This is a genomic window from Paenibacillus sp. SRL342 (assembly GCF_984798905.1).
Map to the genome: position 1 here is coordinate 476782 of NZ_OZ481790.1, position 26022 is coordinate 502803.

Sequence of the window (26022 nt, forward strand, 5' to 3'; positions counted from 1 at the left end):
CAGAATAGAATAATTGGATTGACTTTAGCACGGAGACGCGCTGGATGTCAACGAAAAAAAGCTTGATACAGAACGGTTTCCAAAGCTTGGTAGAAAGTGAATTGTCAATTATATTCTATTTGAGTGTATACGCTCAAAGATTTATTGACAAGGATCGACAGTATCCGCTAGGATAAGAAAAAAGAATGTTGAAAAGGGGTATTTTCAAAATGAAAAGAGGTTTATCGTTCGTCTTATCGATCATCATGTTGGCTATTTTGTTAGCAGCTTGTGGAAATTCGGCTTCCAAAGACGAACAATCCGCCCAAGGCAGTGATTCTGAGAAATCTCTTCGGATGGCCCTCGTACTTCCCGAAAAAATAGGGGTTAACCCTTTCTTTGTACAGATGGATGAAGGCTTCAAAAAAGCAGGTGAAGAATTCAAAGTAGACACCAAGACGATTGAATCGACAGACCCGGCAGCATTTGAACAAAATCTGCGTGCAGCGGTTGCCGAGAATTATGATCTGATTATTACAGCAACTTTCCAGGCAGAAGATGCATTGAAGAAAGTCGCTGCAGAAAATCCGGACAAGTCCTTTGCAATTGTAGATACAACCGTTGATCTTCCTAACGTTCGTAGCGTTGGTTTCCGTGAATATGAAGGGGCGTACCTGCTCGGTGCAGCTGCTGGATTGTCCACCAAAACAGACAAACTCGGCATGATCGCAGCAATGGATGTACCATTGATCAAGAAATATACGGAAGGTTTCAAAGCTGGATTGGAATCCGTGAATCCGGATGCAGAATTCCTCGTGAACTATGTAGGTGGATTTAATGACCCGGCCAAAGCCAAAGAATTGGCGCTGGTGCAATTCGGCAAAGGCGCTGACTTCATCGCTGGCGCATCCGCTGTAGGTGATCTCGGCGTGTTCGAAGCAGCCAAGGAAAAAGGATTCTACACATCAGGTCAGGATACGGACCGTACAGTTGAAGACCCGGAACATATCGTATTGTCTCAATTGAAGTCAACCGATACGGTTGCTTATGAGACCGTGAAAGATTTTGTAGAAGGCAACTTCAAAGCAGGTGCAGTAAACTACGGTTTGAAAGAAGACGGTGTAGGCCTGACTTACGTTACACGTGATAGCGAATCTCCATTGAATGCTTTCGTCGGACAAGAAGTGATCGACAAGGTTAAAGCAATCAAGGATGATATCGTATCCGGCAAAATTGTAGTCAAAGATCCATTGCAACAATAGTTTTGAATGTTCTTTTCAATGAATGAGTGATGGAAATGATCAGCCGGCTGCCCGATCAGGCAGCCGGTTTTGCTGCTATTAAATGACCAGTATATGTTCAACTTATCGTTTACACGATAACGAAGAGGACAGAAATAACCTGAAGAAGCGAAGTGTTCGCATTTATCCCCGGATTTTCCCGTGTCAAAAGGGAATCAAAAAATCTGGGGATAACGGCGATCGGAAGGTTGTTCTGTCATCGTAGTGGCGTGTGTAACCTTTTTAAGTTGAATTGAGGGGAGCGAACGCGAGATATGCTGTTGGAGATGGAGCAGATTACGAAGAAGTACGGTGGCTTCACCGCTAACCGTGACATCCGTTTTAATTTGCGTGAGGGAGAGATTCATGCCCTGGTAGGTGAGAATGGGGCCGGTAAAACAACCTTGATGCGTATGCTGTACGGTATGGAACAGCCCACGTCAGGCACAATCAAAGTCCGCGGACGTGAGGTGAGCTTTGCCACGCCGTCCCAGGCGATGGCAAGTGGCATCGGCATGGTGCATCAGCATTTCATGCTGTTCCCTTCCTTTACGGTGGCGGAGAACATCGTGATCGGACGCGAACCGGCTAAGGCAGGCGCATTTGACCGCAAAAAAGCAGCGGCTCAAGTAAACGAGCTTGGCAGAAAATATGGTATGCCGGTCGACCCGTGGAAAAAAGTGTCCGAGTGCCCGCTTGGCATGCAGCAGCGTGTTGAAATTCTCAAGGTGCTGCATCAGGGCGCAGACATCATTATATTGGACGAACCTTCGGCGGTATTGACACCACTTGAAGTGAAAGAACTGCTGGCGAACATGAAATCTCTCGCCAAGCTGGGCAAAACCTTTGTACTGATCACGCACAAGCTGCAAGAAGTCATGGATGTAGCCGACCGGATCACGGTGCTTCGGGATGGTCAGGTGACAGGTACGTTGGAAGCCAAAGATACACATGTGGAAGAATTGTCCCGTCTGATGGTTGGTCGTGAACTTGTGCGTATGGACAAGCAGCCATCGGTTCCAGCGGAAGCGGTGCTTCAGGTGGAAGGGGTTAATCTGTCCGGAGCGAAGGATCGTTCGGCGCTCAAGGAGATTCATATGGAGGTTCGAAAAGGTGAGGTCGTTGGCATAGCGGGTATCTCGGGTAACGGCCAGTCGGAACTGATTCAGGTCATTGCCGGACTGCGTAAGGCGGATAGTGGTCGCGTCTTGCTCTCCGGGCAGGATACAACCAACTGGCCTGTACGGCGCATCCGGGAGCATGGACTTGCTCATATCCCGGAAGATCGTTACATGTGGGGAGCGGCCAAGGATGCGAGTGTTCGCGAGAACGGGCTAATGGGACACCATCATCGCTTGCAGTCACGCGGCATTATCAAAGCCAAAGCAGCAAGAACAATGGTAGAGAGTTGGATCCAACAGTTCAGCATCAAGACAGGTTCTGCGGAGACCAAGGCACAGTTTCTGTCCGGAGGAAACTTGCAGAAGCTGATTGCCGCTCGTGAATTTGCACAGGATACACCGTTTCTGATTGCAGCCGAACCAACACGTGGTGTGGATATCGGAGCGATGGAGACGATTCATGCCGAATTGCTGCGCAAGCGTAGCGAGGGTGCGGGTATTCTACTCATTTCATCAGAGTTGTCCGAAATTTTGCAATTATCTGATCGGATTATTGTCATGTATGAAGGTGAGATTGCGGGAGAATTGAGAGCAGAGGAAGCGACTGAGGAACAGATCAGCTTGTTAATGGCAGGAGGGAAAGAGCGGATATGAATCGGGTAAAAGAAACACTTCGCGGACTCGTGCAGCCGCTGCTTGCCGTATTCATCGGTCTGATTGCAGGGGCTGTGGCGATTCTGATCGTTGGCGGTAATGTGGTGGATACGTATGCGGAGATGTGGAAAGGGGCCTTCGGCAACTTCTACTTCTTCACGAATACGTTGGCTCGTTCCACACCAATTATCTTGGCAGGGCTTGGCGTAGCATTGGCATTCCGTGCCGGATTCTTCAATATGGGAGCGGAAGGCCAGATGATTCTTGGCGGGCTTAGTGCCGCGCTCACGGCGCTCTATCTGCCAGGCCCAGGCTGGTTTGTGTGTATTGCTGCGATAATGGCAGGTATTCTTGCCGGGGGAATCTGGTCCCTGTTTGCAGGGTGGCTGGATGCGCGTTTCGGCATGAATCTGTTGATCACAACCTTACTACTTAACTATATTGCCATTTATTTCGGGGGCTACATGGTCTCCTATCCATTCAAGGACACTACAGGATCTGCTGCGATGGCTCAGACACCCATGATTGACCAGAGTATCTGGTTGCCAAAGTTGTTCCAGGGCATGGGGCTGCATGCAGGCTTCATTATTGCCATTGTAGCAGCTATTCTGATCTACTGGTTCACACATAAAACGGTGACTGGTTATGAAATCCGCATGCTCGGCAGCAACCCGTCCTTTGCAACCTACGGTGGTGTTCGACGCATTCGCATGATGATGCTGTCCATGGTCATCAGTGGCGGACTAGCTGGACTTGCAGGTGCGGGGGAAGTGCTTGGTACACAGTACCGTTTCCTTGATGGCTCGCTGTCATCGGCAAGTTACGCATGGAGCGGCATTATGGCAACGCTGCTTGCCCGCTCACATCCACTCGGTACTGCTGTGGCAGCTATTTTGCTGGCTGCGTTACAGACAGGTGCCATGGGGATGGAACGGAACACGGATGTACCGCTGGAAGTTGGCAGTGTCATCCAGGCTGTATTGACGTTATTTGTATCAGCTCAGATCGGTTATTCATTCCTGAAGCGGAGAAAGGAGAAAAAGTCCAATGCAACAACTGTTTGATGCAGCCATGTTTGGCTCAACCTTGCGGATTATGACTCCAATCCTGCTTGCAGCGCTCGGTGGGGCTTTGTGTTCTCGTGTCGGTCTGTTCAACGTCGGTCTTGAAGGACTGGTTCTGATCGGTGCGTTCTCCGCGATTGTTGGTAATTATCTGTTTGGCAATGTGCTGCTGGCTGTACTCTTTTCCATTATAATTGTGATGTTATTCTCAGCGCTCTTTGCCTTTATAAGCATTAATCTGAAGGCCAACGCCATCGTGGTCGGGATCTCGCTCAACTTCCTGGCTGCAGGGGTGACGACCTTTGCACTGCGTGCGATTTTTGATGTGAAAGGTGCATACTACGACAAAGACATGGTGGGACTTCCCAAGTGGGATATTCCATTGATTAAGGACATTCCGTGGGTGGGCGATGTAATATCGGGACATAGTCCGCTAGTCTACCTCGGCATTGTGCTCGTGATTGCATTGCAATTTTATCTGTTCAAAAGTGTATCCGGCTTCCGCCTGCGCTCCGTCGGTGAGAACCCAATTGCAGCGCAGAGCATCGGGATCAAGGTACGCGGCATCCAGTATGGTGCCGTTCTGATGTGCGGTGTGTTGTGTGCTCTGGCTGGAGCACAGTTGTCGCTCGGTCAGGTAACGATGTTTACGGAAGGCATGACTGCTGGTCGTGGCTTTATCGCGCTGGTGGCAACGATGCTGGGGCAAGCGAATCCGCTTGGTGTGATGGGCTCCAGTGTACTGTTTGGCTTCATGGAAGCATTAAGTATTCGTCTGCAAGGATTCTCCCTGCCAACCCATTTCACATTGATGCTGCCGTATATTGTAACGCTTGTCGCGATGTTCTTTTTCAAAGACCGTACCTATGCACAGGATGCACTGAAAGCGGGCGGAAGCTCGCGTTAATTCCTGAATGTCTATGTTAGAGACAGTAAAAGAAGGAGGAATTCCACTTGCATAACAAGGCTGAACGTTTGAAAAAAAGTAAAACCCCGGCACCCAAAACAGGTTACGATCACGGAGATCGGCTGCCGCCAGGACAGATGCTGACGGAGAAATTCCCGATTCTGCATGAAGGGGAAGTGCCGGAATATGACCTGTCCACTTGGGACTTGAAGGTATTCGGCGAAGTGGAAGAGGAGAAGGTGTTCTCCCTAGCTGAGTTGCAGGCGATGCCACAGGTGAACACGGTGAGTGATATTCACTGTGTTACCCGTTGGTCGAAATTTGATACGCCGTGGGAAGGTATTCGCTTTTCCGATTTTGTGAAGCTTCTTGGGGTTAAGCCGGAGGCAAAATACGTCATGATCCATGCGGATCATGATTATGAGACAAATGTACCGCTTGAAGAATTGATGCATGATGATGTATTACTTGCATTCAAATATAACGGTGAGCCACTAACACCCAAGCATGGTTTTCCACTGCGTATGGTTGTGCCACAACTTTACTTCTGGAAGAGTGCCAAGTGGATACGTGGTCTTGAGTTTATGACAGAAGATCGGAACGGATTCTGGGAAGTGAATGGTTTCCACCATTTTGCCGATCCGTTCAAGGAACAACGCTTCTCCGGTGAAGATCTGCCGATTCCGGAAGACGAGTGGACGAAGAAGGAGTTTGATTAAGATGTTAATGCCTATTTTGCAGATTCATTCGGAAGACATGCCGGCATACGCCATCGTCTGTGGTGATCCGGCACGTGCGGAGAAGATTTCCAACAAGCTGGAGCAGGCGAGAGAACTGGCGTTCAGTCGGGAGTATCGTACATTTGTTGGATTGTATGAAGGGGTACAGATCGCTGTGGTCAGCCACGGTGTAGGTTCACCAGGAGCAGCTGTGTGTTTCGAGGAATTGATTCGCGCGGGTGTAACAACTCTGATTCGTGTAGGTACAGCTGGGTCGTATACAGCCGATTATCCGGCAGGCAGTGTGATAGTGAGTACAGCAGCCGTTCGTACGGACGGGTTGACTCGCCAACTGGTGCCGGAAGGTTTTCCAGCGGTAGCGGACATTGGGGTGACACAAGCGTTGATCGAAGCTGCTGGTGAGCAAGAAAGCGCGGATGCTGCAAGCTTTGCAGGTAAAGTGGGCGTAGGTATCACCGTAACGCTGGATGCGTTCTTTGCAGGCGTGGAAGAGATTCCACACCGCAAGTATAAGCAGGCTGGAGCACTTGCAGCTGAGATGGAAATTGCAGCGCTCTATATTGTCAGCACCTTGCGTGGCGCGCGTGCTGGAGCCATTGTCGCGATCGATGGATTCGCGGACAGCGACCTGGCTGCCGAGTATGATCCACATACGGATGCGGTTGGACAAGCGGTGGAGCGTGAGATTAATGCAGCGCTACGCGCACTTGCCACGCTTGCTCGCCAGGATCAGGCATAGGTTGGTTAAGGCAAGTATGCATTTTTGCTCAGTGTTACAAGCAAACCGGTAGATGATGTCCATTTGAGGTGGACAATATAAAAAGGGCGTCCCGTAAGGTCACGAATTTGACCCAGGGGGCGTCTTTTCCTTTTTAAGAGGGGGATGCAGGTACAGTAGCGAATTGTATTTGCATGGCATGTCATTAAATTAGGAGAGTGATTAAATATGGGCTGGAGTGAATTACGTGAAATTCCTAATGAATACAGCGATGAGGTACAGCGGATTGATGAGCAACTTTTGAAACTGGTTGCAGCCAGAAAGGACATAACCGGAGCAGTCCAATACCAACCCCCTCAAAATACCATCGATGAATGGGTGAGCTTACTGGATATGAAGGAGGAAGATATCCGATATGTTCTCCGTAGCGTGCAACCGATGCCGCAAAGACACTACTTTCCAAGTGAACCTCTTCAATTGACGAGTGTGGTGCCGATTATGAAGAAAATGATCAAAGATTCGTGTGAGTATATGATCACGCATTCAATGCAATATGAAGGCGAAAGCCTCGTTTATGTGGAGATTCAATATAAGGGGAATGAAGCTGAGCGTATACAAATGGTTCCACATTTGGCTCTGGAAATATTCAGCGAACAGAGACATATCACCATGAGACATGGCAGTCGTGGAGGAGGTGGGGAGACGCAAATTAGTTTCCGAGTGGTTCCTGCTCTTCCTTCTTCTCTGGAAAACGTTCGATTCTCCTTGATTCCCTCAATACCAGAGATGGAATACAAAGTAGAGGAAATCATTTTGGATAAACAGGTTGATTTCGATTAACGGGTAACAGGATATATCATGAAAAATGACGTATGGATAATGCGCATGTACTAAGGGCGCAAAACCTATACGTCATTATGTTTATCTGGGTAAATAACACCTTGTTCTTTCTCAAATTCTTCAATATGTTGTTCAATAAGATACTCAATTTGCATTGCAATAGATCGTTTGTTTTTGTCCGCAATCACTTTAATTTTCTCAAAATTCTTTTCTCGCAGCCTAAGTGTAAAGACTCTTTTATCTGTAGCCATGAAATAAAATCTCCTCAAAAAGTAATGTTCATATTGTATCATTACAAAATAATTCAATATACAATCATATTGACATCTAAGTGACGTCACTCTAATATTTATATTCATAGTGACGTCACTTTTTTGGAGGGGAACATGGAGGACTTCGAAGAAATATTTAACCAGTTCAAAGCTCTTCGTATGGAGAGTATCGGAAATCTTGTGATTTATAATTCAAAAGAATATAAAAGATTGAGTCAAGAAAGTGATCGTTTGTTTATGGAGCTGTGTGAATATGTTAAGCCAGAGGGGATGGCTTTATTTTTGGACTATTGTAATGTAATAACCCTTCTTCATGGTACAGCAGAGTCAGTAATGTACGAGCAAGGGTTTAGAGATGGATTTAGCTTAATAAAGTTAATGTTTAATTCAAATAACACATAACTTGGGGATCGCATGTCCCTCGCGGAGAATGATAAAGCAAAAAATGGGTAAGTTATATAAAGGAACATCATATTGAAGATAAACACATAAGGGAGGATTCTACGATGACACAGAACAATCAACCTCAGGACGAGGCGGAAATTCGCAACAAGCTGGATGAAGACGGGGATTCCTTGATGGAGAAAAAGAAGATTTTGAGCGGAGTGGACATTGAGCCGCAGGCGGATGAATGGGCCGCGAAGCCATCACCTGTTGCTTTTAATGAAGGAAATACTTCTTCGAAAAAATAAACAACATGAGCATCCTACGGGCTTGATGGAATGAAAATAAATGTAGCGAAGCAGGTACCCTTATGGTATCTGCTTTTTGGTTGTATAATAATGTAAAATTCAGTAGACGAAAGAGTGATGGGGATGAGTACAGGTACGATTAACATCCGAAAGGCAGAAATGAGGGACTACTCTGGCGTGTCATTGTTGATGGATGAACTACACCGGATGCATGTCGAGGGACGGCCCGATCTATACATTGCGTTAGAGACCAGAATGGAGGAAAAGGAGTTCACTGAACTGCTGGAAACGGACAAGCGTTACCTATATGTTGCCGAGTCTTCCGAAACGGGGCTGATTCTGGGTTACGGGAGTGCGCAGTTAAGTGTAATTCAGGATAACCCATTGATGGTGGATCGCAAGATGTTGTACATCCATGAACTTGTAGTGGATAACAAACATCGGGGCCAAGGAACAGGCAAACAGTTACTAGAAGCATTCATCGAGCTAGGGAGAGAGCTTCAGGCAGACAGCGTGGAATTATCCGTGTCGACGTTTAACTCTGGGGCACAGGCTTTCTATGAACAGATGGGTCTGGTCGTCCGCAGCAGCAGGATGGAGTATACCTTGTAAGATGCATCGCTCTATTTAATTAGGAAGGATTCATCCATTTTTATCAAAATATCAGAATAGTCTTGAATACCCCCATGGGGTATGTTACTCTTAGAAAAGAACGAAAGAAAAGGGGTGTTCAGATGGAACATCAGAGCCATCCCGAGGAACCTATGCAATCCTCCATTTCAGATTCAACGGAAGCTTCGGTTACAGTTCAAGAAGCGGCATCCTGTCATGCCGAGGGCAGTGATGGGAAGCATGTGCGCAAGAGTCACCATTCGCAGGAGATGAAGAGTAACCTGGTCTCTCGTTTGAACCGTGTGGAAGGTCAGATTCGCGGGATCAAAGGATTGATCGAAAAGGATACGTACTGTGATGATGTACTGACGCAGATTGCGGCGGCTCAGTCTGCTCTTAATTCAGTGGGCAAACTTTTGCTTGAAGGCCATATGAAGAGCTGTATCGTTGAGCGTATTCAGGCTGGTGAACATGAGGTTGTAGATGAACTGCTGGTTACGATGCGGAAGTTAATGAAGTAAGGAAGTTAATGAAGTAAGCTAAATCAATTCAACTATTTAATTTATCATTTTAATATACCCCAAGGAGGAATTTACAATGTCTAATGTTACGTTGAACGTTACTGGAATGTCCTGCAATCACTGCGTGAAATCAGTTGAAGAAGCTGTGAAGAATGCCGGTGCGAGTGGTAAGGTTGATCTGGCAGCGGGAACAGTAGCGGTGGAATATGATGAGCAGAAAGTGAACGTGGATCAGATCAAAGCTGCGATTGAAGATCAGGGATACGATGTAGTCTAACGGGATCACAGGCTTAAACCGAACATGCTCATGGGCACAAAGAGGGCAAACCCCTTTTCCCACGAGTCAGGTTTAAGCCTAATTTTCTGTCTGGTATATACCCCTGAGGGGTATGTTGATAAGAGATACAATAAATTGAATCGATATGAAAGGAGCTGACATGATGGATAACTCAACGAATAAACCGATGGATGGATCATCTGAACCCACCCCAATACCACCTATGGCAGAAGCACCAGGGCTGAAGGCAACACTGCACATCACGGGGATGACCTGTGCTGCCTGTTCGACGCGAGTAGAGAAGGGATTGTCCCGCATGGAAGGTGTGCATCAGGCCAATGTGAACCTTGCCATCGAACAGGCAACCGTATCTTATGATCCGAAGACAACTAACGTGAACGCGTTGCGGGATAAAGTAGAGGCGCTTGGCTACGGTACGGTGTCCGAATCGGTTGATCTGAACATCACCGGTATGACGTGTGCTGCCTGTTCTGCCCGGATTGAAAAAGGACTTTCCCGACTACCGGGGGTATCTCAGGCGAATGTGAATCTGGCGCTGGAAACAGGGCATATCGAATATGCGGCTGGCACATTGAAACCTTCGGATATTACCGCCAAGATCAAGCAGATGGGCTACGGTGCTGAACTGCAATTGACGCAAGAAGAGACCACATCGGTTCGTGAACGTGAGCTGCAACGCAAAAAGTGGAAATGGATGATATCTGCGTTGTTATCAATTCCTTTACTGTGGGCAATGGTCGGGCATTTCTCGTTCACATCCGGAATCTATGTCCCAGATCTGTTCATGAACCCTTGGTTCCAGCTGATTCTGGCAACGCCAGTACAGTTCGTGATTGGATGGCAATTCTATGTGGGGGCGTACAAAGCCCTACGTAACCGCAGTGCCAATATGGACGTTCTCGTCGCATTGGGTACCAGTGCAGCGTTTTTCTATAGTCTCTATCTGACGTTATCCAGTGGGTACTTACCTTCTACAACGATGGATCATGGTGCAATGGGAACGAGCACAGCCGCCATGCCTTCGGTAGAACTCTATTATGAGACAAGTGCAATTCTGATTACGTTAATTTTACTGGGAAAATGGTTCGAAGCTGTGGCGAAAGGTCGCTCTTCACAGGCTATTAAAAGCTTGATTGAACTGGCTCCACGTGAAGCTCGTGTCATCCGTGACGGACAGGAAGTGATGGTTCCTGCCGCATATGTTGCGGTGGGTGATCTGATCCTGGTGAAGCCGGGGGACAGTATCCCGGTGGATGGTATCGTTGAAGAGGGGCAATCCTCTGTGGACGAATCCATGCTAAGCGGAGAGAGCCTTCCCGTGGATAAAAAGCCTGGAGATCCTGTTACAGGTGCTACGCTGAATAAAAACGGGGTATTACGACTACGTGCGACCCGAGTGGGATCGGACACGGCTTTGTCCCAGATTATTAAAGTAGTCGAGCAAGCTCAGGGCTCCAAAGCACCGATCCAGCGGATTGCAGATGTCATTTCAGGCATATTTGTTCCCATTGTTGTTGGCATAGCCGCGCTGACATTCCTGATCTGGTATCTGTTTGCAAGTCCAGGTGACTTCGCTGGTTCCCTTGAAAAAGCGATTGCTGTGCTTGTCATTGCCTGTCCATGTGCACTGGGGCTGGCAACGCCGACCTCTGTCATGGCTGGATCAGGACGTGCCGCTGAATATGGCATTCTGTTTAAGGGCGGCGAACATCTGGAGTCAGCACAACAGATTCAGACCGTGGTGCTCGACAAAACAGGTACAGTAACCCAGGGTAAACCGGTGCTTACCGATGTTATCACGGCTCCGAATTGGACGGAATCCGATCTGCTTGAGCGAGTGGGAGCGGCCGAACAGAGTTCCGAGCATCCGCTGGCAGAGGCAATTGTTGCAGGTATTCGTGCCAAGGGCCTGGAGCTAACCCCAACAGAGAAGTTTGAGAACATACCGGGATACGGCGTGCGAGCTTCAGCAAAAGGGCAGGAGATTCTGGTCGGCACACGTCGTTTGCTTGCAGATGCGAAGGTGAATGTCTCTGAGGAAACCGTTCAGCAGATGAACCGTTTGGAGGAACAAGGGCGTACAGCGATGCTGGTAGCGGTGGATGGTCAGTGGGCAGGGATCGTGGCTGTGGCTGACACCATCAAGGATACCTCTCGCGAAGCCATTGGGCGTCTTCAGGCGATGGGGATTGATGTCATCATGATCACGGGAGACAATGAGCGAACAGCTCGCGCTGTAGCAGAACAGGCAGGGATCGGTAAAGTTCTGGCTGAGGTGCTGCCGGAAGGTAAAGCTGCGGAAGTGAAGAAACTTCAGGAGAGTGGCCTGAAAGTTGCGATGGTAGGTGACGGCATTAATGATGCTCCGGCACTTGCTACTGCTGATATTGGGATGGCCATCGGAACAGGAACAGATGTAGCGATGGAAGCGGCGGATATTACGTTGATGCGTGGTGATCTGAACAGCATTGCAGATGCCATTGAGATGAGCCGGCGCACGATGGGGAACATCAAACAAAACCTGTTCTGGGCACTCGGATACAACGTTATTGGTATTCCCATTGCGGCAGTTGGCTTCTTGGCTCCATGGCTGGCAGGGGCGGCGATGGCGTTCAGCTCCGTGTCGGTTGTCCTGAATTCCCTACGTCTGCAACGCATGAAGCTGAAGAGAAATGACTGACTGACCTTTGTTTGGAGATATATTCAACGCCTTATTGTCAATGAAGTGAGGATGAATAAATGCGCGGTCCGCTGTGACGGACCGTGTTTTTTGTTGAGAAAAATACAGTTGAGTCGCCAGAAAGTAAGCCTGAATCGTTGATATAGATGTTCTTTTCTACGGAGAAAGGATAGCATAATGCACCTTTGTGAAAATGGATCGATTGTATTCATGAATAAAGCTTACGTTTTCTGAATTTTTCAAAAATGAGTTGACAATATGGACATATTCACATAAAATTTAAACGATCGTTTGATTCAAACAACTGTTTAAATCAAATTAGAACTATTTGAGTAATGGAGGACACCTTTTATGTTACAGGCTTTACGTACATTGTTTAAAAAACCGCCAGTGATTGTAGGGATCGTAACAGCACTTATGTTCCAAGTGATCTTTAGCGTGATCTGGATGACCGCATATTCTGGAGTAAATGACCGTGCGAAAGAATTGACGGTTGCGATTGTTAATGAGGACGGCGAAATGTCCAAAGGAATTGCGGATTCGCTCGCAGGAACACTGCCTTTTCATACCGTATCCAATCTGAGTGCGGCTGAAGCGTTGGATCAGCTGAATCATCACCAAGTACACATGGTGCTGGATATCCCGGCTGGATTTAACGAATTGCTTCAGACGGCTGGCTCAACCGCCGAGATTAAATACACCATTAATGAAGCGAACCCGGTTACGATCAAAAGCATGATGCAAGGTGTATCACAAAGTGTGACAAACACAATTAACAAACAAGCTACAGCACAAGGGGTACAGACGGTGTTGACCGCTTCAGGTGCGCCTGCCGATCAGGCTGCTGAAGCCGCGACAAACCTGACTACCCGAGTGGAAGGAACGACAACGTCCATCAACCCGGTTAACGGGATGAATAATCAGATGGTGCCGATGATGATGGTACTGGCTTCCTATGTAGGTGCCATGATCATGGGGATGAACCTCCAGACAGCCATGGGTATGCTGTCATCTACCTATTCCCGATTGACTTTGTTTGGCGCGAGAGTAGTCATTAACGTGGGTTCTGCATTGGTCGTTTCCCTGCTGGGATCATCATTGATCGTGGCACTGGGAGGACAGATTGCACAAGGATTCGTTGCATTCTGGTTGTTCCAGGCGCTCTTCCTGTGCACGTTCATGTTCTTCTCCCAGTTCTTCCTGATCTGCTTCGGACCAGCGGGAAGTCTGTTCAACATCATCTCACTGTCCTTGCAACTGGTATCCTCCGGTGCTATGGTACCGCGTGAATTGCTGAACAGCTTCTATAGCGGCATTGGGCAGTACCTGCCTGCAACATACGCCGTTCAGGGTATTCTGAGCGTGCAGTTGGGAGGCCCAGGAGTTCAGTCTGCTGTAGGTTCCATCGTGATTGTACTGTTGGTTGCCGTTGCGTTGTCATTGGTCGTGACGTTGTTGAAAAAACAACGCATGCCAGCTATGGCTCCAAGCCCGGCTCAGGCAAACAACTAATACAGCAGATGTATACCATTGCTTCATAGATAGGACAAGCACCCCGATGATTTTCATCGGGGTGCTTGGTGTAATATAATAGACAGATACAGTACCTGACTACAGCCCTTGAGCTGAAGCGGATGAAATGAACGGATAAGAGGGAGCGGGACGGAATGACTGAACCGGAATTGGATATCAAAACGAGGATATTGCTTGCAGCCAAGAAGCTTTTTGCACAGCAGGGGTATGACGGGACGAGTGTTCGTCAAATCTGTGATGAGGCGGGTGCGAACGTGTCACTGGTCTCATACCATTTTGGCGGCAAAGAAAAGGTGTTCGAAGCCTTATTTGAGCATTTTTTCCCTGGGCATATGATGAACTCGCTGGCGGAAGAATCCATGTCCTCGCCTGTGGAAGGCATCCGACGAATTATTGGTGAAGTTGTGAAGTTCACGATGACGGATCGGGAGATGAGCGATATTGTGCAGCTTGAAATTACACTTCGTACACATCGCACAGCTACCGTATTTCGTTTTCTGGACCCCGTCTGGACTCGAGTTAAGGAACTTCTGCAAGAAGGAAAAGACCAGGGATTGTTTCAGATTGAGTCCGTAACTTATGCGATGCTTCAGGTAATGGGTGTGGCCTTGGCACACAAACGGGCCAAGAATTCACGGTTTGGCTTTGAATATCAGGATATGAATACAGACGAACTCGCTGAGCAGACAATTGAGTTCGTACTTCGAGGATTGGGAGTGAACAGCCATGAATGAAACCATTGAGTTAATGATGAAACACCGCTCTGTACGCAAATTCAAGCCTGACCCGGTGAGTGATGAGCAGCTTGCAGCCATCGTAGCAGCGGGTCAGATGGCTTCTTCTTCAAGTAGTGTACAAGCCTATACCGTCATTGCTGTGACTGACATAGAGCAGAAATCCAAGCTGGCTGAATTGGCAGGCAATCAGGCCTACGTCAATGAATGTCCGGTGTTTCTCGTATGGTGTGCTGATCTGTATCGGCTGAGTGATGCTGCGAAACGTCATCTTCCTGAAAAGGAATCGTATGCTGATTCAACAGAGAATTTCATGGTAGCCACGATTGATGCTGCTCTGGCTTCCCAGAATGCCGCTCTTGCAGCGGAGTCACTAGGATTCGGAATCGTATATATTGGGGGGCTTCGTACCCGGATTGAGGAAGTAGCTGAGTTGCTGGATTTGCCGGAAGGAGTATATCCGGTGTATGGCATGTGCATTGGTGTTGCAGATCAGGAAACGGGAATTCGGCCGCGTCTGCCGCTGGATGCAATCCTGCATCATAATCGTTATAATGCCGAGCAGAGCATCAAAGGTGTTGAGCAGTATGATGAGACAACGACGGCGTACATGAAAGAACGGACTAACGGTGAACGAACGACTCCATGGTCCGAACTGATGGCGAAGCGCCTGACTGAGCCGACACGGTTGCAAGTGAGACCGTTCCTGGAAGGCAAAGGATTCTTGAAGCGTTAAGTTGAACTGAAGGTAGTTACACTTGCCACTCCGATGACAGAACAACCTTCCGATCGCTGTTATCCCCAGATTTTTTGATCCAATTTTTGTGAAGGTGAAAATCTAGTGATAGCGTATGCTTCCGAAGTAGCTTTCTTTCAGAAAGCTTTTAGACGACCGCTCTGCTTCCTCAGGTTATTTCTGTCCTCTACGTTCCTGTGTAAAAATTTAGTTCAACTGATATATAATAGTAGACTAGAAGTCAGTCGGGGCGAAGCCGACTGGCTTCTTTGTGTTGTGCTGGCAGGACAAGCGATAGTACTTGCTGTTACCTGATTGTACTCAAGTTAAGCCATAGAAACGCTTTGTGTTCTGATAAAAGAGCCGGGCGGCCCGCTCGGTTCCCATGCCGGTGATCTCACTCCATGCCTGGATGACCTGTCTGGTCATGGCAGGGTGTGTCATTCGTCCCTGAAATGGTCCTTCGAAGGGCCAAGGTCCGTCGGTCTCGGCCATGACTTGTTCCGATGGATATTGCCGGGCGAGTTCACGAATCTCTTCTTCGTAATGAATATCTGGCGTGAAAGAGATGAAATAGCCATTATCAGCCATACGCCTTATGGTTTCGCGAGAACCCTTGAACCAGTGGAAATGGGCGCGTCGGAACTGATTTTGCTCCAGCAAATCACAGACGATATCCGCATCTTCGTATACCGCATGAAGGACAAGTGGTTTGTTGTGCTTTTTGGCGAGCTGGATGAAACGTTCAAGCAACTCGATATACCCGCTCTGATCGAAGCGCTGCCCTGCCTGCTCCGCTTCCTGACGGTTGTAATAGGGGAGGCCGACTTCTCCTATGGCTGTAGCTTGTCCAATATGCTTCTCGATCCATTGGAAGAACAGGTCCATTTCTACAACGGACGGCAGTTCCTGTTCTGGATGGAAACCGAAGGCTGGATAGATGTTACGTGGATGTTGTTTTGCAAGCTCCAGATTGGCCTGGGAAGAAGCGAGATTCATGGACACGGCGATGACTGCCTCGACTTGTTGAGACGGGAAAGATAGCAGCATCTCGCGTTGTTCGTCAGGGGTATACTGATCGAAGTGAATATGAGCATCAATTAATGGTGCAAAAGCTTGAGAATGCACGAGGGAATTCCTCCTTGTGGTCATTTATATTCTAACTATGTTACGCAGAATTTCTTGTAGTGGATCACCCATTAAAGGAAAATAATAACTTAAAAACCCGCGCTATTATGATAGGCGGGCTTTCTGCTGTTCTTCTCGCATCCACTGTGCAATCTGCCGTTTACGCTCCAGAAAAGCGGATTCCTCCGTAATTTCTTCTCGTCTTGGGCGATCAAAAGGAACATGTACCTCGTGCAACACCGTTGCAGGTCGGTTGGATAATACATAGACCCGATCCGCTAGCAGCAATGCTTCTTCGATATTATGGGTGATGAACAGCACCGAGCGGCGGTTCTGTTCCCAGATATCGAGCAGCCAGCGCTGCATGTCGCTGCGTGTCAGTGCATCCAGCGCGCTGAAAGGTTCGTCCAGCAGCATGAGTTCCTGCGGACTGAGCAGGGCGCGCAAAAATGCCGCACGCTGCTGCATTCCGCCCGACAGCATATGAGGATAGGCTTGCTCGAACCCGGCAAGACCCACGCTGCTTAACCACTTACGAGCTTCTGCAAGTGCTTCGTTCCGAGGGGGAGCGCTTGAAGCTACTTCTCCAGCAAGCAGTACATTATCTTCAATGGTACGCCAAGGGAAAAGGGCGGGCTGTTGGGGCATATAACTTATCTTGCCACGCTGTCCCGTTACATTCTGACCGTTCATAAGCACTTGGCCTTCCTGTGGCTTCAGCAGACCGCCGATGATATGGAACAGAGTGCTTTTGCCACAGCCAGAAGGTCCAACGATAGCAACAAACTCGCCTTGCTCCACAGTCAGGGACAGGCCGTTCAGAACCGGTAGCTTGCTGCGCCGTTCACGGAATGATGCATGAACATTAACAACGTCCAGTGCAGGTGGAACCGGAGCAGGAGTCGTGTTGGCAGGTCGATCAGGCGTAGCCGAGTTAAACTTTTCACCGTGCGTTGGCTCTATTACACTTGCTCCTCGTCCAGGCTGGACTTGTTCATCCTGTTGTCGATTCATATGGTCATCACTTCCTATATACAGATTACATGCTTTACTACCGCTTCTGTGGCCGCCAGCGCACGAGCAGCCTCTCCAGCAGGGCAATGAACAGGAAGAGCAGCAAGCTGAGCGCGACAATAATCATGATCGCCACGAATAAGCGGTCCGTACGATAAGCCGACTTTTGCAGCATCATATAATAACCAATACCCTTGTCTGCACCAATCCATTCGGCAATGATGGCACCCATCACGCTATAGGTAGCGGCGATTTTGACACCGGAGAACACGGATGGCAGCGCATGGGGGAGCTCCAGCTTCCAGAAGATATGATGACGTTTCGCACCAGCCATGCGCATATAGTTCATCATGGCCGCGTCAGTACGGGTCAAGCCGTCCATAGCCGCCACCGCAACGGGGAAGAAACAGACCAGGATGATCGTAATCAGCTTGGGCAGCAGCCCGAATCCGAACCAGATTAACAGGAGCGGTGCGAGCGCGATGGTCGGGATATTTTGACTAAGAATAAGTAAAGGATACAGGGCTGACTTGAGAAAAGGGACCAAATGCAGCACCATCGCAATCAGCAATCCGACCGCCGTGCCAGCGGCGAATCCGATAAGCGTTAACTGAATGGTTGCGGAAGCGTGCATGCCAAGCCGTTCGGCCTGAGTTGCTGCTTCGCGGGCGATATCGGACGGTGCAGGCAGCATCCATTTCTCAATATGGAAGAGGGAGACGGCTCCCTGCCATATCGCTATAAAGAGAATAACCGCCACAATGGGCGGCCATACACTTTTGAAATAGGCATGCATTAGCGATACTTCTCCGTCAGGGTATCCATGCTGAAGCCAGTAGGGCTATGGGCGATTTTGATCTGGGAGATGATGCTTGGGCTGCCAGCCTCCACGAGTACCTCGTGCATCTTGCGGACAACCTCCAGCAGTTCCTCCAGTTCCCCCTCCATCGTGGTGTCGAGTGCGTTCACCTGATATTTCAGGCCGGATTGCTGAATAACTTCAATGGCGCGATCTACGTAAGGATAAGAGTTCTCGCCATTTGGCGTTTTGGGAATAACCTGAATGCTAAGTAATGTGCTTGCCATGAGAGATCACGGCTCCTTTCGTGATATATAAAATGAACTAATGACTGTTACACTTACCACTTCGATGACAGAATAACCTTCCAATCGCTGTTATCCCCAGATTTTTTTGATTCCCTTTCTCTAAAGGGAAAATCCGGTGATAGCGTATGCTTCCGATGAAGCTTTCTTTCAGAAAGCTTTTAGGCGACCGCTTCGCTTTTTCACGTTATTTCTGTCCTCTCCGTCCTCGTGTAAATATTAAGTTCGTTTTATATGAGAAATTTTATTGGGGTAAAAACTCGTTTGTATATGCCTTGCTCACATCGATCTGTTCATCCAGCAGTTTTTTGCTAAACATCCAGTCAGTGTAGTTTTGCCACACTTCCTGTTTTTGTTCTCCCCAGCGCGGGGCGTCATCTGTGTACTTTGGACTAAGCCATTTCTGGCTTGCCAGCACCAATTCCTTATCCAGATCCGGTACAGCCTTGATCAGAATGTTGGCTGCGTCTTCGGGATGATCAATTGCGTATTGATACCCTTCGGAGGTGGCTTTCAGGAATGCTTTCACCAACTCAGGGTCGTTTTGGATCGTTTGCTCGTTGGTTACGAGGACAGGCGTGTAGTAATCCAATGCTTCTGAATAATCCTTCACATATAACATGTTGATCGGTTCCCCGCGCAGTTCGGCTTCAATGCCTGTCCAGGCGTAGAAAATCCACGCAAAATCAATGTCCCGTTTCACTGCGGTGAAAAAGTCAGCGTCACCCATGTTAATGTTTTTCACTTTCGATACATCGGCTCCGTCGCCTTCCATAATGGATTGCATCACGGCTTCTTCCACAGGGGAACCCCAACCGCCATAGGTTTTACCCTCAAAATCTTTCGGTGATTTGATATTCCGATTCGCCGGAGCGGCGAACCCGGATGTATTATGCTGAATAACTGCTGCAATGGAGACGAGAGGAACACCCTGTGTGCGGGCTTGAGTTACACTCTCCTGATAACTTACGCCAAACGGTACTTCATTGGAGGCAACCATCGTATCTGCGCCACCGGCACCTGGTTGTACAATCTCCACGTTCAAGCCTTCGGCCTTGTAAAAACCTTGATCTACAGCTGCATACAGGCCGGTATGATTCGTATTTGGTGTCCAGTCGAGCACCACTTTAATATCTTTCAGGGCGGCAGTGTCACCTTCGTTGCTGCTTTCCGTATTTGTGTTGCCGTTCTGCCCAGCTGGGGCAGCTTCTTTGCCACCACATGCGGCTACAGTCACCATAAGCACGCATAAGAGCAACAATCCCATCGTTTTACGCCATTTCATTTGTGGTTCTCTCCTTCGGTATGTCCGGCCGATTGGCACGGGGTACTCCTTGGCTTCATATCCAATCATCTTGCATAAATCGACAGATTTATACCAGTTGAGATCTGGATAACGTCACTTTTTTTAGCTCTCTGGCTATATAAAAGAACATTAAAAAAGCGCCCCGTATTCCGGGACGCGTGCAGGCGTTAGAGAGGTGGCGTTCAGCCATAGGGCTGTGCCATTTCGATATACTCCGATTCCTACGCTGGCATGATCCAGATCAGGTCTAAGGGTTAGTATCTTGGTGGGATACACTCTCAGCCGGCCAATTCCGACTCCCCTGGGAAACTATGAAGTTACGGGCATTACTAGGTGTAATTATAGGCCAGCGGGTGGAACGTGTCCAGTCAGGAACTGGATGGGGACACGTATGAACTTATCAAACAGGCCGTTATACATATGTATATCAGCCTGTTTAGATGTGTTATTTTCAATAATTATCGTGGCGAATCATATAAGGAAATCTGGCTGAGTGCAAAAGCATCGGATAGTGGGCCATAGCCTCAGTGCTGAGGATCTGGAAGGTTTTCAACAAAAACTTGGATCAAATCCGATGTTTGATATCTCGTCGCATCAGGGCTGCTTTCCCTATTTCAGTGATCAGCTCTTGATCGATTGACCTTGACCGGAGACGCTTGCTTCATTTAAACAACATAATTTAGATACAAAAGGAGATAGTACTGCTATACAAATAATTACTTTTTACATAAAAATGGGGGCGTACTGAATGATCCTTAAAACCATATTCGCAATTATTCTGTCCTATTGTGTCTACGTTTTTTTCACAGCTTACCTTTTATTTTTGGTTCCGTCTCCATCTACTATTGAAAATACGGATATGCAAAAATTGTTAACCGCAGGAAGTACGACAGATCGCGTACTGCTCTTGGAGGACGGCTTTCAATCCGGTCAGGTGAGAATCCAGACCATTCGAGAGGCAAAAACAAGCATCGACCTGGCTTATTACTCCATCCAAAAAGGAAAAACATCTCAACTCTTTTTTGCTGCTTTATTCGATGCAGCTGATCGGGGTGTTCATGTTCGAATCATTTTAGACGGGATTTTTCACAACATGCGCGGAGAATTGCGTGATATTCCTAATGCCATTGCAGCTCACCCCAATGTGGAGTTAAGGTATTATGAACCACTCAACATAGTTATGCCATGGACATGGCATAACCGTCTGCATGACAAGATCTTTCTTGTCGACAACACATATGGCATCATTGGCGGCCAAAATATTGGTGATAGATACATGGCATTGCAACCCAAAAAAGACTATGTATTCGATCGGGATGTCCTTGTTTACAATCCAAACCATAATACGAACAGCACAGTTGTTGAAATGAAAAAATATATAGATCTGTTATGGGAACATCCATTCACCAAACCAGAAAAACATGCCAAACGTCAACATCATGCAAAGGGGTTAAAAGAGCTGGCTCGGCTGGCTCAGTTATATAAAAAAGCTCGGGCTCAGAGCGATCCTTTTGTTAAAGTGTTGCCGAAGGAATGGGCTCAAGAGGCTCTTCGTTCCGACCACGTCGCTTTCATTCACAATCCAATCCAAAGGCTGTATAAAGACCCGATCATGTGGAGAGCATTTGTTCATTTCGCCAATCAAGCAAAGTCGAAGGTGTACCTTCAGACGCCATATGCCATTCCTACCAAGAAAATGAAGAAAGCCGTACATCTGTCGATGAATCCAAAAGCAGAATGGGTCATGGTAACCAATTCAATCCAGCAGACCCCTAACCCTTTGGCTTTCGCGGGATACTTAAGCTCTAAGAAACGGTTGCTTGATACCAATCTGGCCATTTATGAATACCAAGGCCCTTATTCCATACACGGCAAATCATTTGTCATGGATGATTACCTCAGCATGGTTGGTTCGTATAACCTTGATCCCAGATCCGCCTTTCTAAATACCGAATCTGCTGTGGTCATTTCTGGTTCTGCATTCGCCAACGAACTAACAGAAGCTATGGATATCAAACGTGCACATAGTACACGTGTGAATAATGGTGAGTATCCAGCAGAATCTACGAATCAGAAAGGCCCTGTTTTCAAACGAATGGCAATCACAGCTTTATCCAAACTGTCTTTTCTCTGGAGATTTCTGTTGTAGAGAAGAACCAGCTAATAGATATAGCTACTTTTACAAATTTTAATTTGGAAAAATCACAACTGTTCACAGAATGTTCACTTATGTGGAGGGTTTCCTCATCTCTATAATTACGAAGGTAAACAGAGAGGATGAGAGAATTGCCAACAAGCAAGAAGGAACAAATTATTTTCGGATTAATGATGTGTACAGGAATGGTTGTCGTCATGATGACATTCAATTTATGGCACAGTGGGTTACTCGGTAAGATGTCCCCGCTTGAGATACTGCTTCAATTCATATTATGTTTTGTCATCGCGTTTCTGGTGGAGTCTTTCATTGTTGGCCCTGTGGCGAGAAAGATTGCTTTTTCCTTGCCCTTTGACAAGTCCAACAAAATTCTGGGTGTGCTAGCCATGTCATTTTTTATGGTGATTGGCATGGTTCTGATCATGTCCTTGTATGGGATGGTTTCAGCATATCTCGCTGATCAATTAAGTGGGTCATCCGTATTCCGTACGTATCTCCATACCATTGCTCGTAACTTCAGCCTGGCGCTGCCATATCAATTGATCATTTTGGGACCCCTCGTCCGATATGTATTCGGTAAATTCATCAAAGGCAATGGCCCTGTAGTGCCTGTCGTTAACAAAAGTGTTTGATTCGGTTGGCCATAAGTATTTCCTGGGCAATCTTGTGCAAATGAATAGAGCGAATTCTTTCCCTTGATTTAAGGTGATCAGAGGCAAAGATAGGCTACCTTCCACCACAATTACAGCGCTAACGAATCGAGAACATCTTATTAGGCCAGTTTTTAGGGAACGAAAAATCTAACGAATCTCAGCGGCGTTATTATGCTAAAAAACTGCAACGAGACCTTGAATTTGAGATAATTATCTATAATAACGTGTGTTAGATTTGTTAGAACAAAGTAAAGCTACAAAAAAATGCCCACCGTCAAGTTATGACAGTAGACATTTCGATTTCTTTAATAGGTATTTCTAATCCTCAGGACTGGATCGACACATAACTGTTAAGTCGCAGAATTCGCTATATGTTTGTTCTGCCATTGATACGTGATTAAGCTAATGACAAGCAGGCCAACTGCAAAAATGGCAAGCATCCATGCAGACTGATTAACCGCCAGATGATCAAGACTCCATCCCGTAGTCAAAGGCAGAATGGCACCGCCAACTCCACCTGAGGCAATCAAAATACTGGGTGTGGATTCTTCTGTTCCGGGAAGCAGTTTACTGGCGAAGACAAGGGCAATGGAGAAAATGCCTGACATCGCAAGCCCAAGCAGCAAGATGATGAGAAATGCAGACCAGATTTGGTTTGTAAATGGAAATACCATTAACAAGAGAACAGATGCGAGACAACTATACAGGACATAGACGCGGTATTGGAATTTCTCTGCGATATATCCGGCGAAGAGTCGTCCCACAGACATGGCAATCCAGAAACAGGTGACACTAAGCGCTGCTCCGGCTTCCTTCATGTTCATTTTCTCAATCAGAATCGCTGGCATGAAGTTCGCAAGACTCATCTCTGTGCCAACATATAGGAAGAAGAACAGGACGAATAATACCAGAAGAGTCCTGTTAAGGCCACGATAGGTTGGACTGGATGTACTTGCAGATGGGGGATGCATCTCACCCGATGTCCCAGCAGTGTGGGCATGTACTGAACCGTTATTAGAACTACGTCGCTCCAGAAACTTATCGAGTTCACCGAATGATCCTTTTGCCCAGAAAACAAAGGTCAGCGCTGCGCAGATCGCAACAACGAGAAAGGAAAGGCGCCAGTACCCGGCAGCAATCAGACCACTGGCAATGAGCGGCATGACCATCGCTCCGATCCCGAATAACACTTCCAGTCGACTCATGGCAACGGCTGTATTGTCTTTGATTGCAGCGATGATAATGGTTCCAATAACAGCTTCAACCATTCCGAATCCAAAGCCGGCTGCGGGTGCGATGACGTACATCCAGCCCCATGGTGGCAGCAGCATGTAGGATAATTCTGCGATACAGAGAAGTGCTGTGGCGATTAACAGGCCTCCCCGTTTACCAAAGCGTCTGTTCAGCCATGGAGATAACAATACACCACCCAGGAATCCGGCAAATTGAGCAAAGATCAGCGTTCCGCCTTGGCTATAATCTTTGCCATAATGTTCAAGTGTAACCGGCAGAATGGAACCGAGCACAACGTGGGCAAGTCCAATCAGGAAATAGGACAGACATCCGATCCAAAGTAATTTTTTCATAAAGAACTCCTTCTACTTATATACATAAATTGAGGATCACAATAAAGCGCAATCTTGAAGACAAAGTCTATCATAACAGTACATGTTAAGTTGTGCCATGAATTCCTGATCGATACAGAAGGTTGCAATTAGGTCCGGCGTTCGTATATACTGAGACCAACAATTACAGATCGGACCATGCCGTTGAAGAGCATCCAACTCGGAGGCGTTTTCGCCAGGGGAGCGATATTTCCCAAGTTAACCGGAACCGCCCGTTATCGCGGACCAAGAGGCTGGAAGCAGGATATCCTGATTCAGCAAGTTGGGTGGCACCGCGAGCAGAGCGCTCCTCGTCCCAAGGGATGAGGGCGCTCTTTGTATTTTTACAGCCAAAGGAGACGGTGACCATGTTGGAAATGAAGTGGATTCGTGCACATGCAGAAGAGGTTCAGGCCGCAGCAGACGGGAAAAAAATCAAGATCAACATTCGCACATTGTTAGAGCGGGATGAAGAACGTAGAGCACTTTTGCAGGAAATTGAAGAAGGTCGCAGGTTGCGCAATACGTTATCTGCTGATATTGGCAAGCTAATGCAAGCGGGGAATAGGGAACAGGCCGAGGGTTTGCGCGCTCAGGTGAAACAGCTCAATGAACAGTTGGAACAGGTGGAAGCGAAGCTTGCCCCTGTGCAGGAGGAAGTAACCAAGCTGCAATGGCTGGTACCCAATATCGTATCCCCGGATACCCCCAATGGCTCGTCGGATGCAGATAATGTAGAACTGCGACGTGTGGGAGAGGTGCCAACGTTCGAGTATAACACCAAAGATCACGTGGAACTTGGGGAGTTGCATGATCTCATCGATATTCCTCGTGGAGTTAAGATTGGCGGTACACGAAGTTATGTATTAAAAGGTGCTGGCCTGTTATTACATCGGGCAGTACAGCAACTTGCGCTGGATCTGTTGCTGAAGCATGGGTTTACACCGATGGAGGTACCTCTGATGGTCAGGGAGGATGCACTGGTGAACACCGGATTCTTCCCAACCGGTCGAGATCAGGTCTATGAACTTGAAGGGGAGAACAAGTGGCTGGTGGGAACTTCTGAAGTGCCGCTGGTCTCGTATTATGCGGATGAGATTGTTGATGTTCAAGAGCCTGTGAAGCTGGCCGCGGTATCGACGTGTTTCCGCAGTGAAGTTGGCTCCGGCGGACGGGATGTACGCGGATTATACCGTGTGCACCAATTTGCCAAAGTTGAGCAGGTCATTCTCTGTGCTCCTGAGGCGGAAGAATCGGAACGCATGCTGCAAGAGATTACAGGACACGCCGAAGAATTGCTGCAATTACTGGAACTGCCGTATCGTGTTGTCGCTGTATGTACCGGAGATATGTCGCAGAAAACGTATAAACAATATGACATCGAGACCTGGATGCCAAGTCGCGGTGCATATGGAGAAACGCATTCGTCATCGAATCTGCATGATTTTCAGGCGCGCCGTTCGAATATTCGGTGCATGGATGCCGAAGGCAAGTTGGCCTATTGTCACACGCTCAATAATACGGCGGTAGCATCGCCGCGTATCCTGATACCGTTGCTTGAGAATCATCAGCAGGAGGATGGAAGCATTCACATTCCGGCAGCCCTGCGGCCCTATATGGGCGGTGCCGAGAGCTTGATTTTGCCAGAGCAGGATGAAGTGAAGTAGAGAGGTTAGG

Annotated in this window: 26 protein-coding genes and 1 riboswitch; of the genes, 19 read left to right on the forward strand and 7 right to left on the reverse strand. The window is 47.7% G+C overall.

Annotation, left to right across the window (positions count from 1 at the left end; all coding sequences use genetic code 11):
- Positions 1–209: 209 nt before the first annotated feature.
- From AC4E8D_RS02290 to AC4E8D_RS02320, 7 genes are all read left to right on the forward strand, one after another.
- The gene (locus AC4E8D_RS02290) at positions 210–1241 is read left to right on the forward strand and encodes a BMP family lipoprotein (RefSeq protein ID WP_221823881.1); all 1032 of its coding nucleotides are present in this window, start codon (positions 210–212) and stop codon (positions 1239–1241) included.
- Between the two features lie 293 nt (positions 1242–1534).
- Entirely contained in the window at positions 1535–3034 is a 1500-nt protein-coding gene (locus AC4E8D_RS02295) for an ABC transporter ATP-binding protein (protein ID WP_221823883.1), read from the forward strand.
- Positions 3031–4098: an ABC transporter permease gene (locus AC4E8D_RS02300; RefSeq protein ID WP_221823884.1), complete on the forward strand. Its 1068-nt coding sequence runs from the start codon at positions 3031–3033 to the stop codon at positions 4096–4098. Before AC4E8D_RS02295 ends, AC4E8D_RS02300 begins: the two co-directional genes overlap by 4 nt.
- Positions 4082–5005: an ABC transporter permease gene (locus tag AC4E8D_RS02305; RefSeq protein WP_017691011.1), complete on the forward strand. Its 924-nt coding sequence runs from the start codon at positions 4082–4084 to the stop codon at positions 5003–5005. The genes AC4E8D_RS02300 and AC4E8D_RS02305 overlap by 17 nt, the downstream gene beginning before the upstream one ends.
- A gap of 47 nt (positions 5006–5052) precedes the next feature.
- Positions 5053–5724 carry a sulfite oxidase-like oxidoreductase gene (locus AC4E8D_RS02310; RefSeq protein WP_221823885.1) on the forward strand — a complete coding sequence of 224 codons (672 nt, stop codon included), beginning with the start codon at positions 5053–5055 and terminating at the stop codon, positions 5722–5724.
- 1 nt (position 5725) lies between these two features.
- Positions 5726–6484 carry a nucleoside phosphorylase gene (locus AC4E8D_RS02315; protein ID WP_221823886.1) on the forward strand — a complete coding sequence of 253 codons (759 nt, stop codon included), beginning with the start codon at positions 5726–5728 and terminating at the stop codon, positions 6482–6484.
- A gap of 207 nt (positions 6485–6691) precedes the next feature.
- Positions 6692–7303, forward strand: coding sequence for a hypothetical protein (locus AC4E8D_RS02320; protein ID WP_221823887.1), 612 nt, complete (start codon positions 6692–6694; stop codon positions 7301–7303).
- A gap of 65 nt (positions 7304–7368) precedes the next feature.
- Here the strand turns inward: AC4E8D_RS02320 and AC4E8D_RS02325 are convergent, their stop codons facing one another.
- Positions 7369–7554 carry a hypothetical protein gene (locus AC4E8D_RS02325; protein WP_076319539.1) on the reverse strand — a complete coding sequence of 62 codons (186 nt, stop codon included), beginning with the start codon at positions 7552–7554 and terminating at the stop codon, positions 7369–7371.
- 135 nt (positions 7555–7689) lie between these two features.
- Here AC4E8D_RS02325 and AC4E8D_RS02330 point away from each other — a divergent pair, with 135 nt between their 5' ends.
- The 9 genes from AC4E8D_RS02330 to nfsA all read left to right on the forward strand — a co-directional run bounded on the left by AC4E8D_RS02330 (position 7690) and on the right by nfsA (position 15381).
- Entirely contained in the window at positions 7690–7977 is a 288-nt protein-coding gene (locus AC4E8D_RS02330) for a hypothetical protein (RefSeq protein ID WP_339306573.1), read from the forward strand.
- A gap of 104 nt (positions 7978–8081) precedes the next feature.
- Positions 8082–8267: a hypothetical protein gene (locus AC4E8D_RS02335; protein ID WP_036616704.1), complete on the forward strand. Its 186-nt coding sequence runs from the start codon at positions 8082–8084 to the stop codon at positions 8265–8267.
- Positions 8268–8390: 123 nt separating this feature from the next.
- Positions 8391–8879: a GNAT family N-acetyltransferase gene (locus tag AC4E8D_RS02340; RefSeq protein ID WP_339306575.1), complete on the forward strand. Its 489-nt coding sequence runs from the start codon at positions 8391–8393 to the stop codon at positions 8877–8879.
- Positions 8880–9001: 122 nt separating this feature from the next.
- The gene (locus tag AC4E8D_RS02345; RefSeq protein ID WP_313771497.1) at positions 9002–9400 is read left to right on the forward strand and encodes a metal-sensitive transcriptional regulator; all 399 of its coding nucleotides are present in this window, start codon (positions 9002–9004) and stop codon (positions 9398–9400) included.
- Between the two features lie 76 nt (positions 9401–9476).
- Positions 9477–9677: a copper ion binding protein gene (locus AC4E8D_RS02350; protein ID WP_221823889.1), complete on the forward strand. Its 201-nt coding sequence runs from the start codon at positions 9477–9479 to the stop codon at positions 9675–9677.
- Positions 9678–9900: 223 nt separating this feature from the next.
- Complete coding sequence (locus AC4E8D_RS02355; RefSeq protein ID WP_490206459.1) at positions 9901–12378, forward strand: heavy metal translocating P-type ATPase; 2478 nt, start codon at positions 9901–9903, stop codon at positions 12376–12378.
- A 351-nt stretch (positions 12379–12729) separates the two neighbouring features.
- Complete coding sequence (locus tag AC4E8D_RS02360; protein WP_221823891.1) at positions 12730–13890, forward strand: YhgE/Pip domain-containing protein; 1161 nt, start codon at positions 12730–12732, stop codon at positions 13888–13890.
- A 155-nt stretch (positions 13891–14045) separates the two neighbouring features.
- Positions 14046–14645 carry a TetR family transcriptional regulator gene (locus tag AC4E8D_RS02365; RefSeq protein ID WP_076216037.1) on the forward strand — a complete coding sequence of 200 codons (600 nt, stop codon included), beginning with the start codon at positions 14046–14048 and terminating at the stop codon, positions 14643–14645.
- On the forward strand, positions 14638–15381 hold the full coding sequence (gene nfsA, locus AC4E8D_RS02370) for an oxygen-insensitive NADPH nitroreductase (protein WP_221823893.1): 744 nt from the start codon (positions 14638–14640) through the stop codon (positions 15379–15381). Before AC4E8D_RS02365 ends, nfsA begins: the two co-directional genes overlap by 8 nt.
- Before the next feature lie 321 nt (positions 15382–15702).
- Here the strand turns inward: nfsA and AC4E8D_RS02375 are convergent, their stop codons facing one another.
- The 5 genes from AC4E8D_RS02375 to AC4E8D_RS02395 form a co-directional block, all read right to left on the reverse strand.
- Positions 15703–16533, reverse strand: coding sequence for a TatD family hydrolase (locus AC4E8D_RS02375; protein ID WP_221823895.1), 831 nt, complete (start codon positions 16531–16533; stop codon positions 15703–15705).
- Between the two features lie 81 nt (positions 16534–16614).
- Positions 16615–17523, reverse strand: a complete 909-nt coding sequence (locus AC4E8D_RS02380) for an ABC transporter ATP-binding protein (protein WP_221823897.1) — start codon at positions 17521–17523, stop codon at positions 16615–16617.
- A 37-nt stretch (positions 17524–17560) separates the two neighbouring features.
- Positions 17561–18319: an ABC transporter permease gene (locus AC4E8D_RS02385; RefSeq protein WP_490205808.1), complete on the reverse strand. Its 759-nt coding sequence runs from the start codon at positions 18317–18319 to the stop codon at positions 17561–17563.
- Positions 18319–18609 carry a thiamine-binding protein gene (locus AC4E8D_RS02390; RefSeq protein WP_017690996.1) on the reverse strand — a complete coding sequence of 97 codons (291 nt, stop codon included), beginning with the start codon at positions 18607–18609 and terminating at the stop codon, positions 18319–18321. Before AC4E8D_RS02390 ends, AC4E8D_RS02385 begins: the two co-directional genes overlap by 1 nt.
- A gap of 262 nt (positions 18610–18871) precedes the next feature.
- Complete coding sequence (locus AC4E8D_RS02395) at positions 18872–19912, reverse strand: ABC transporter substrate-binding protein (protein WP_449004314.1); 1041 nt, start codon at positions 19910–19912, stop codon at positions 18872–18874.
- 221 nt (positions 19913–20133) lie between these two features.
- Positions 20134–20246: riboswitch (TPP riboswitch) on the reverse strand.
- A gap of 546 nt (positions 20247–20792) precedes the next feature.
- On the opposite strand from AC4E8D_RS02395, the gene AC4E8D_RS02400 reads away from it, so the two are divergent.
- Positions 20793–22082 (forward strand): phospholipase D-like domain-containing protein, encoded by a 1290-nt coding sequence (locus AC4E8D_RS02400; protein WP_339306589.1) that lies wholly within the window; start codon positions 20793–20795, stop codon positions 22080–22082.
- 128 nt (positions 22083–22210) lie between these two features.
- Positions 22211–22720, forward strand: coding sequence for a DUF2798 domain-containing protein (locus AC4E8D_RS02405; protein ID WP_339306591.1), 510 nt, complete (start codon positions 22211–22213; stop codon positions 22718–22720).
- A 371-nt stretch (positions 22721–23091) separates the two neighbouring features.
- Here AC4E8D_RS02405 and AC4E8D_RS02410 read toward each other — a convergent pair whose 3' ends face one another.
- Complete coding sequence (locus tag AC4E8D_RS02410) at positions 23092–24327, reverse strand: MFS transporter (RefSeq protein ID WP_339306593.1); 1236 nt, start codon at positions 24325–24327, stop codon at positions 23092–23094.
- Between the two features lie 386 nt (positions 24328–24713).
- Between AC4E8D_RS02410 and serS the strand changes: the two genes are divergently transcribed.
- On the forward strand, positions 24714–26012 hold the full coding sequence (gene serS, locus AC4E8D_RS02415; RefSeq protein ID WP_339306596.1) for a serine--tRNA ligase: 1299 nt from the start codon (positions 24714–24716) through the stop codon (positions 26010–26012).
- Positions 26013–26022 lie beyond the last annotated feature (10 nt).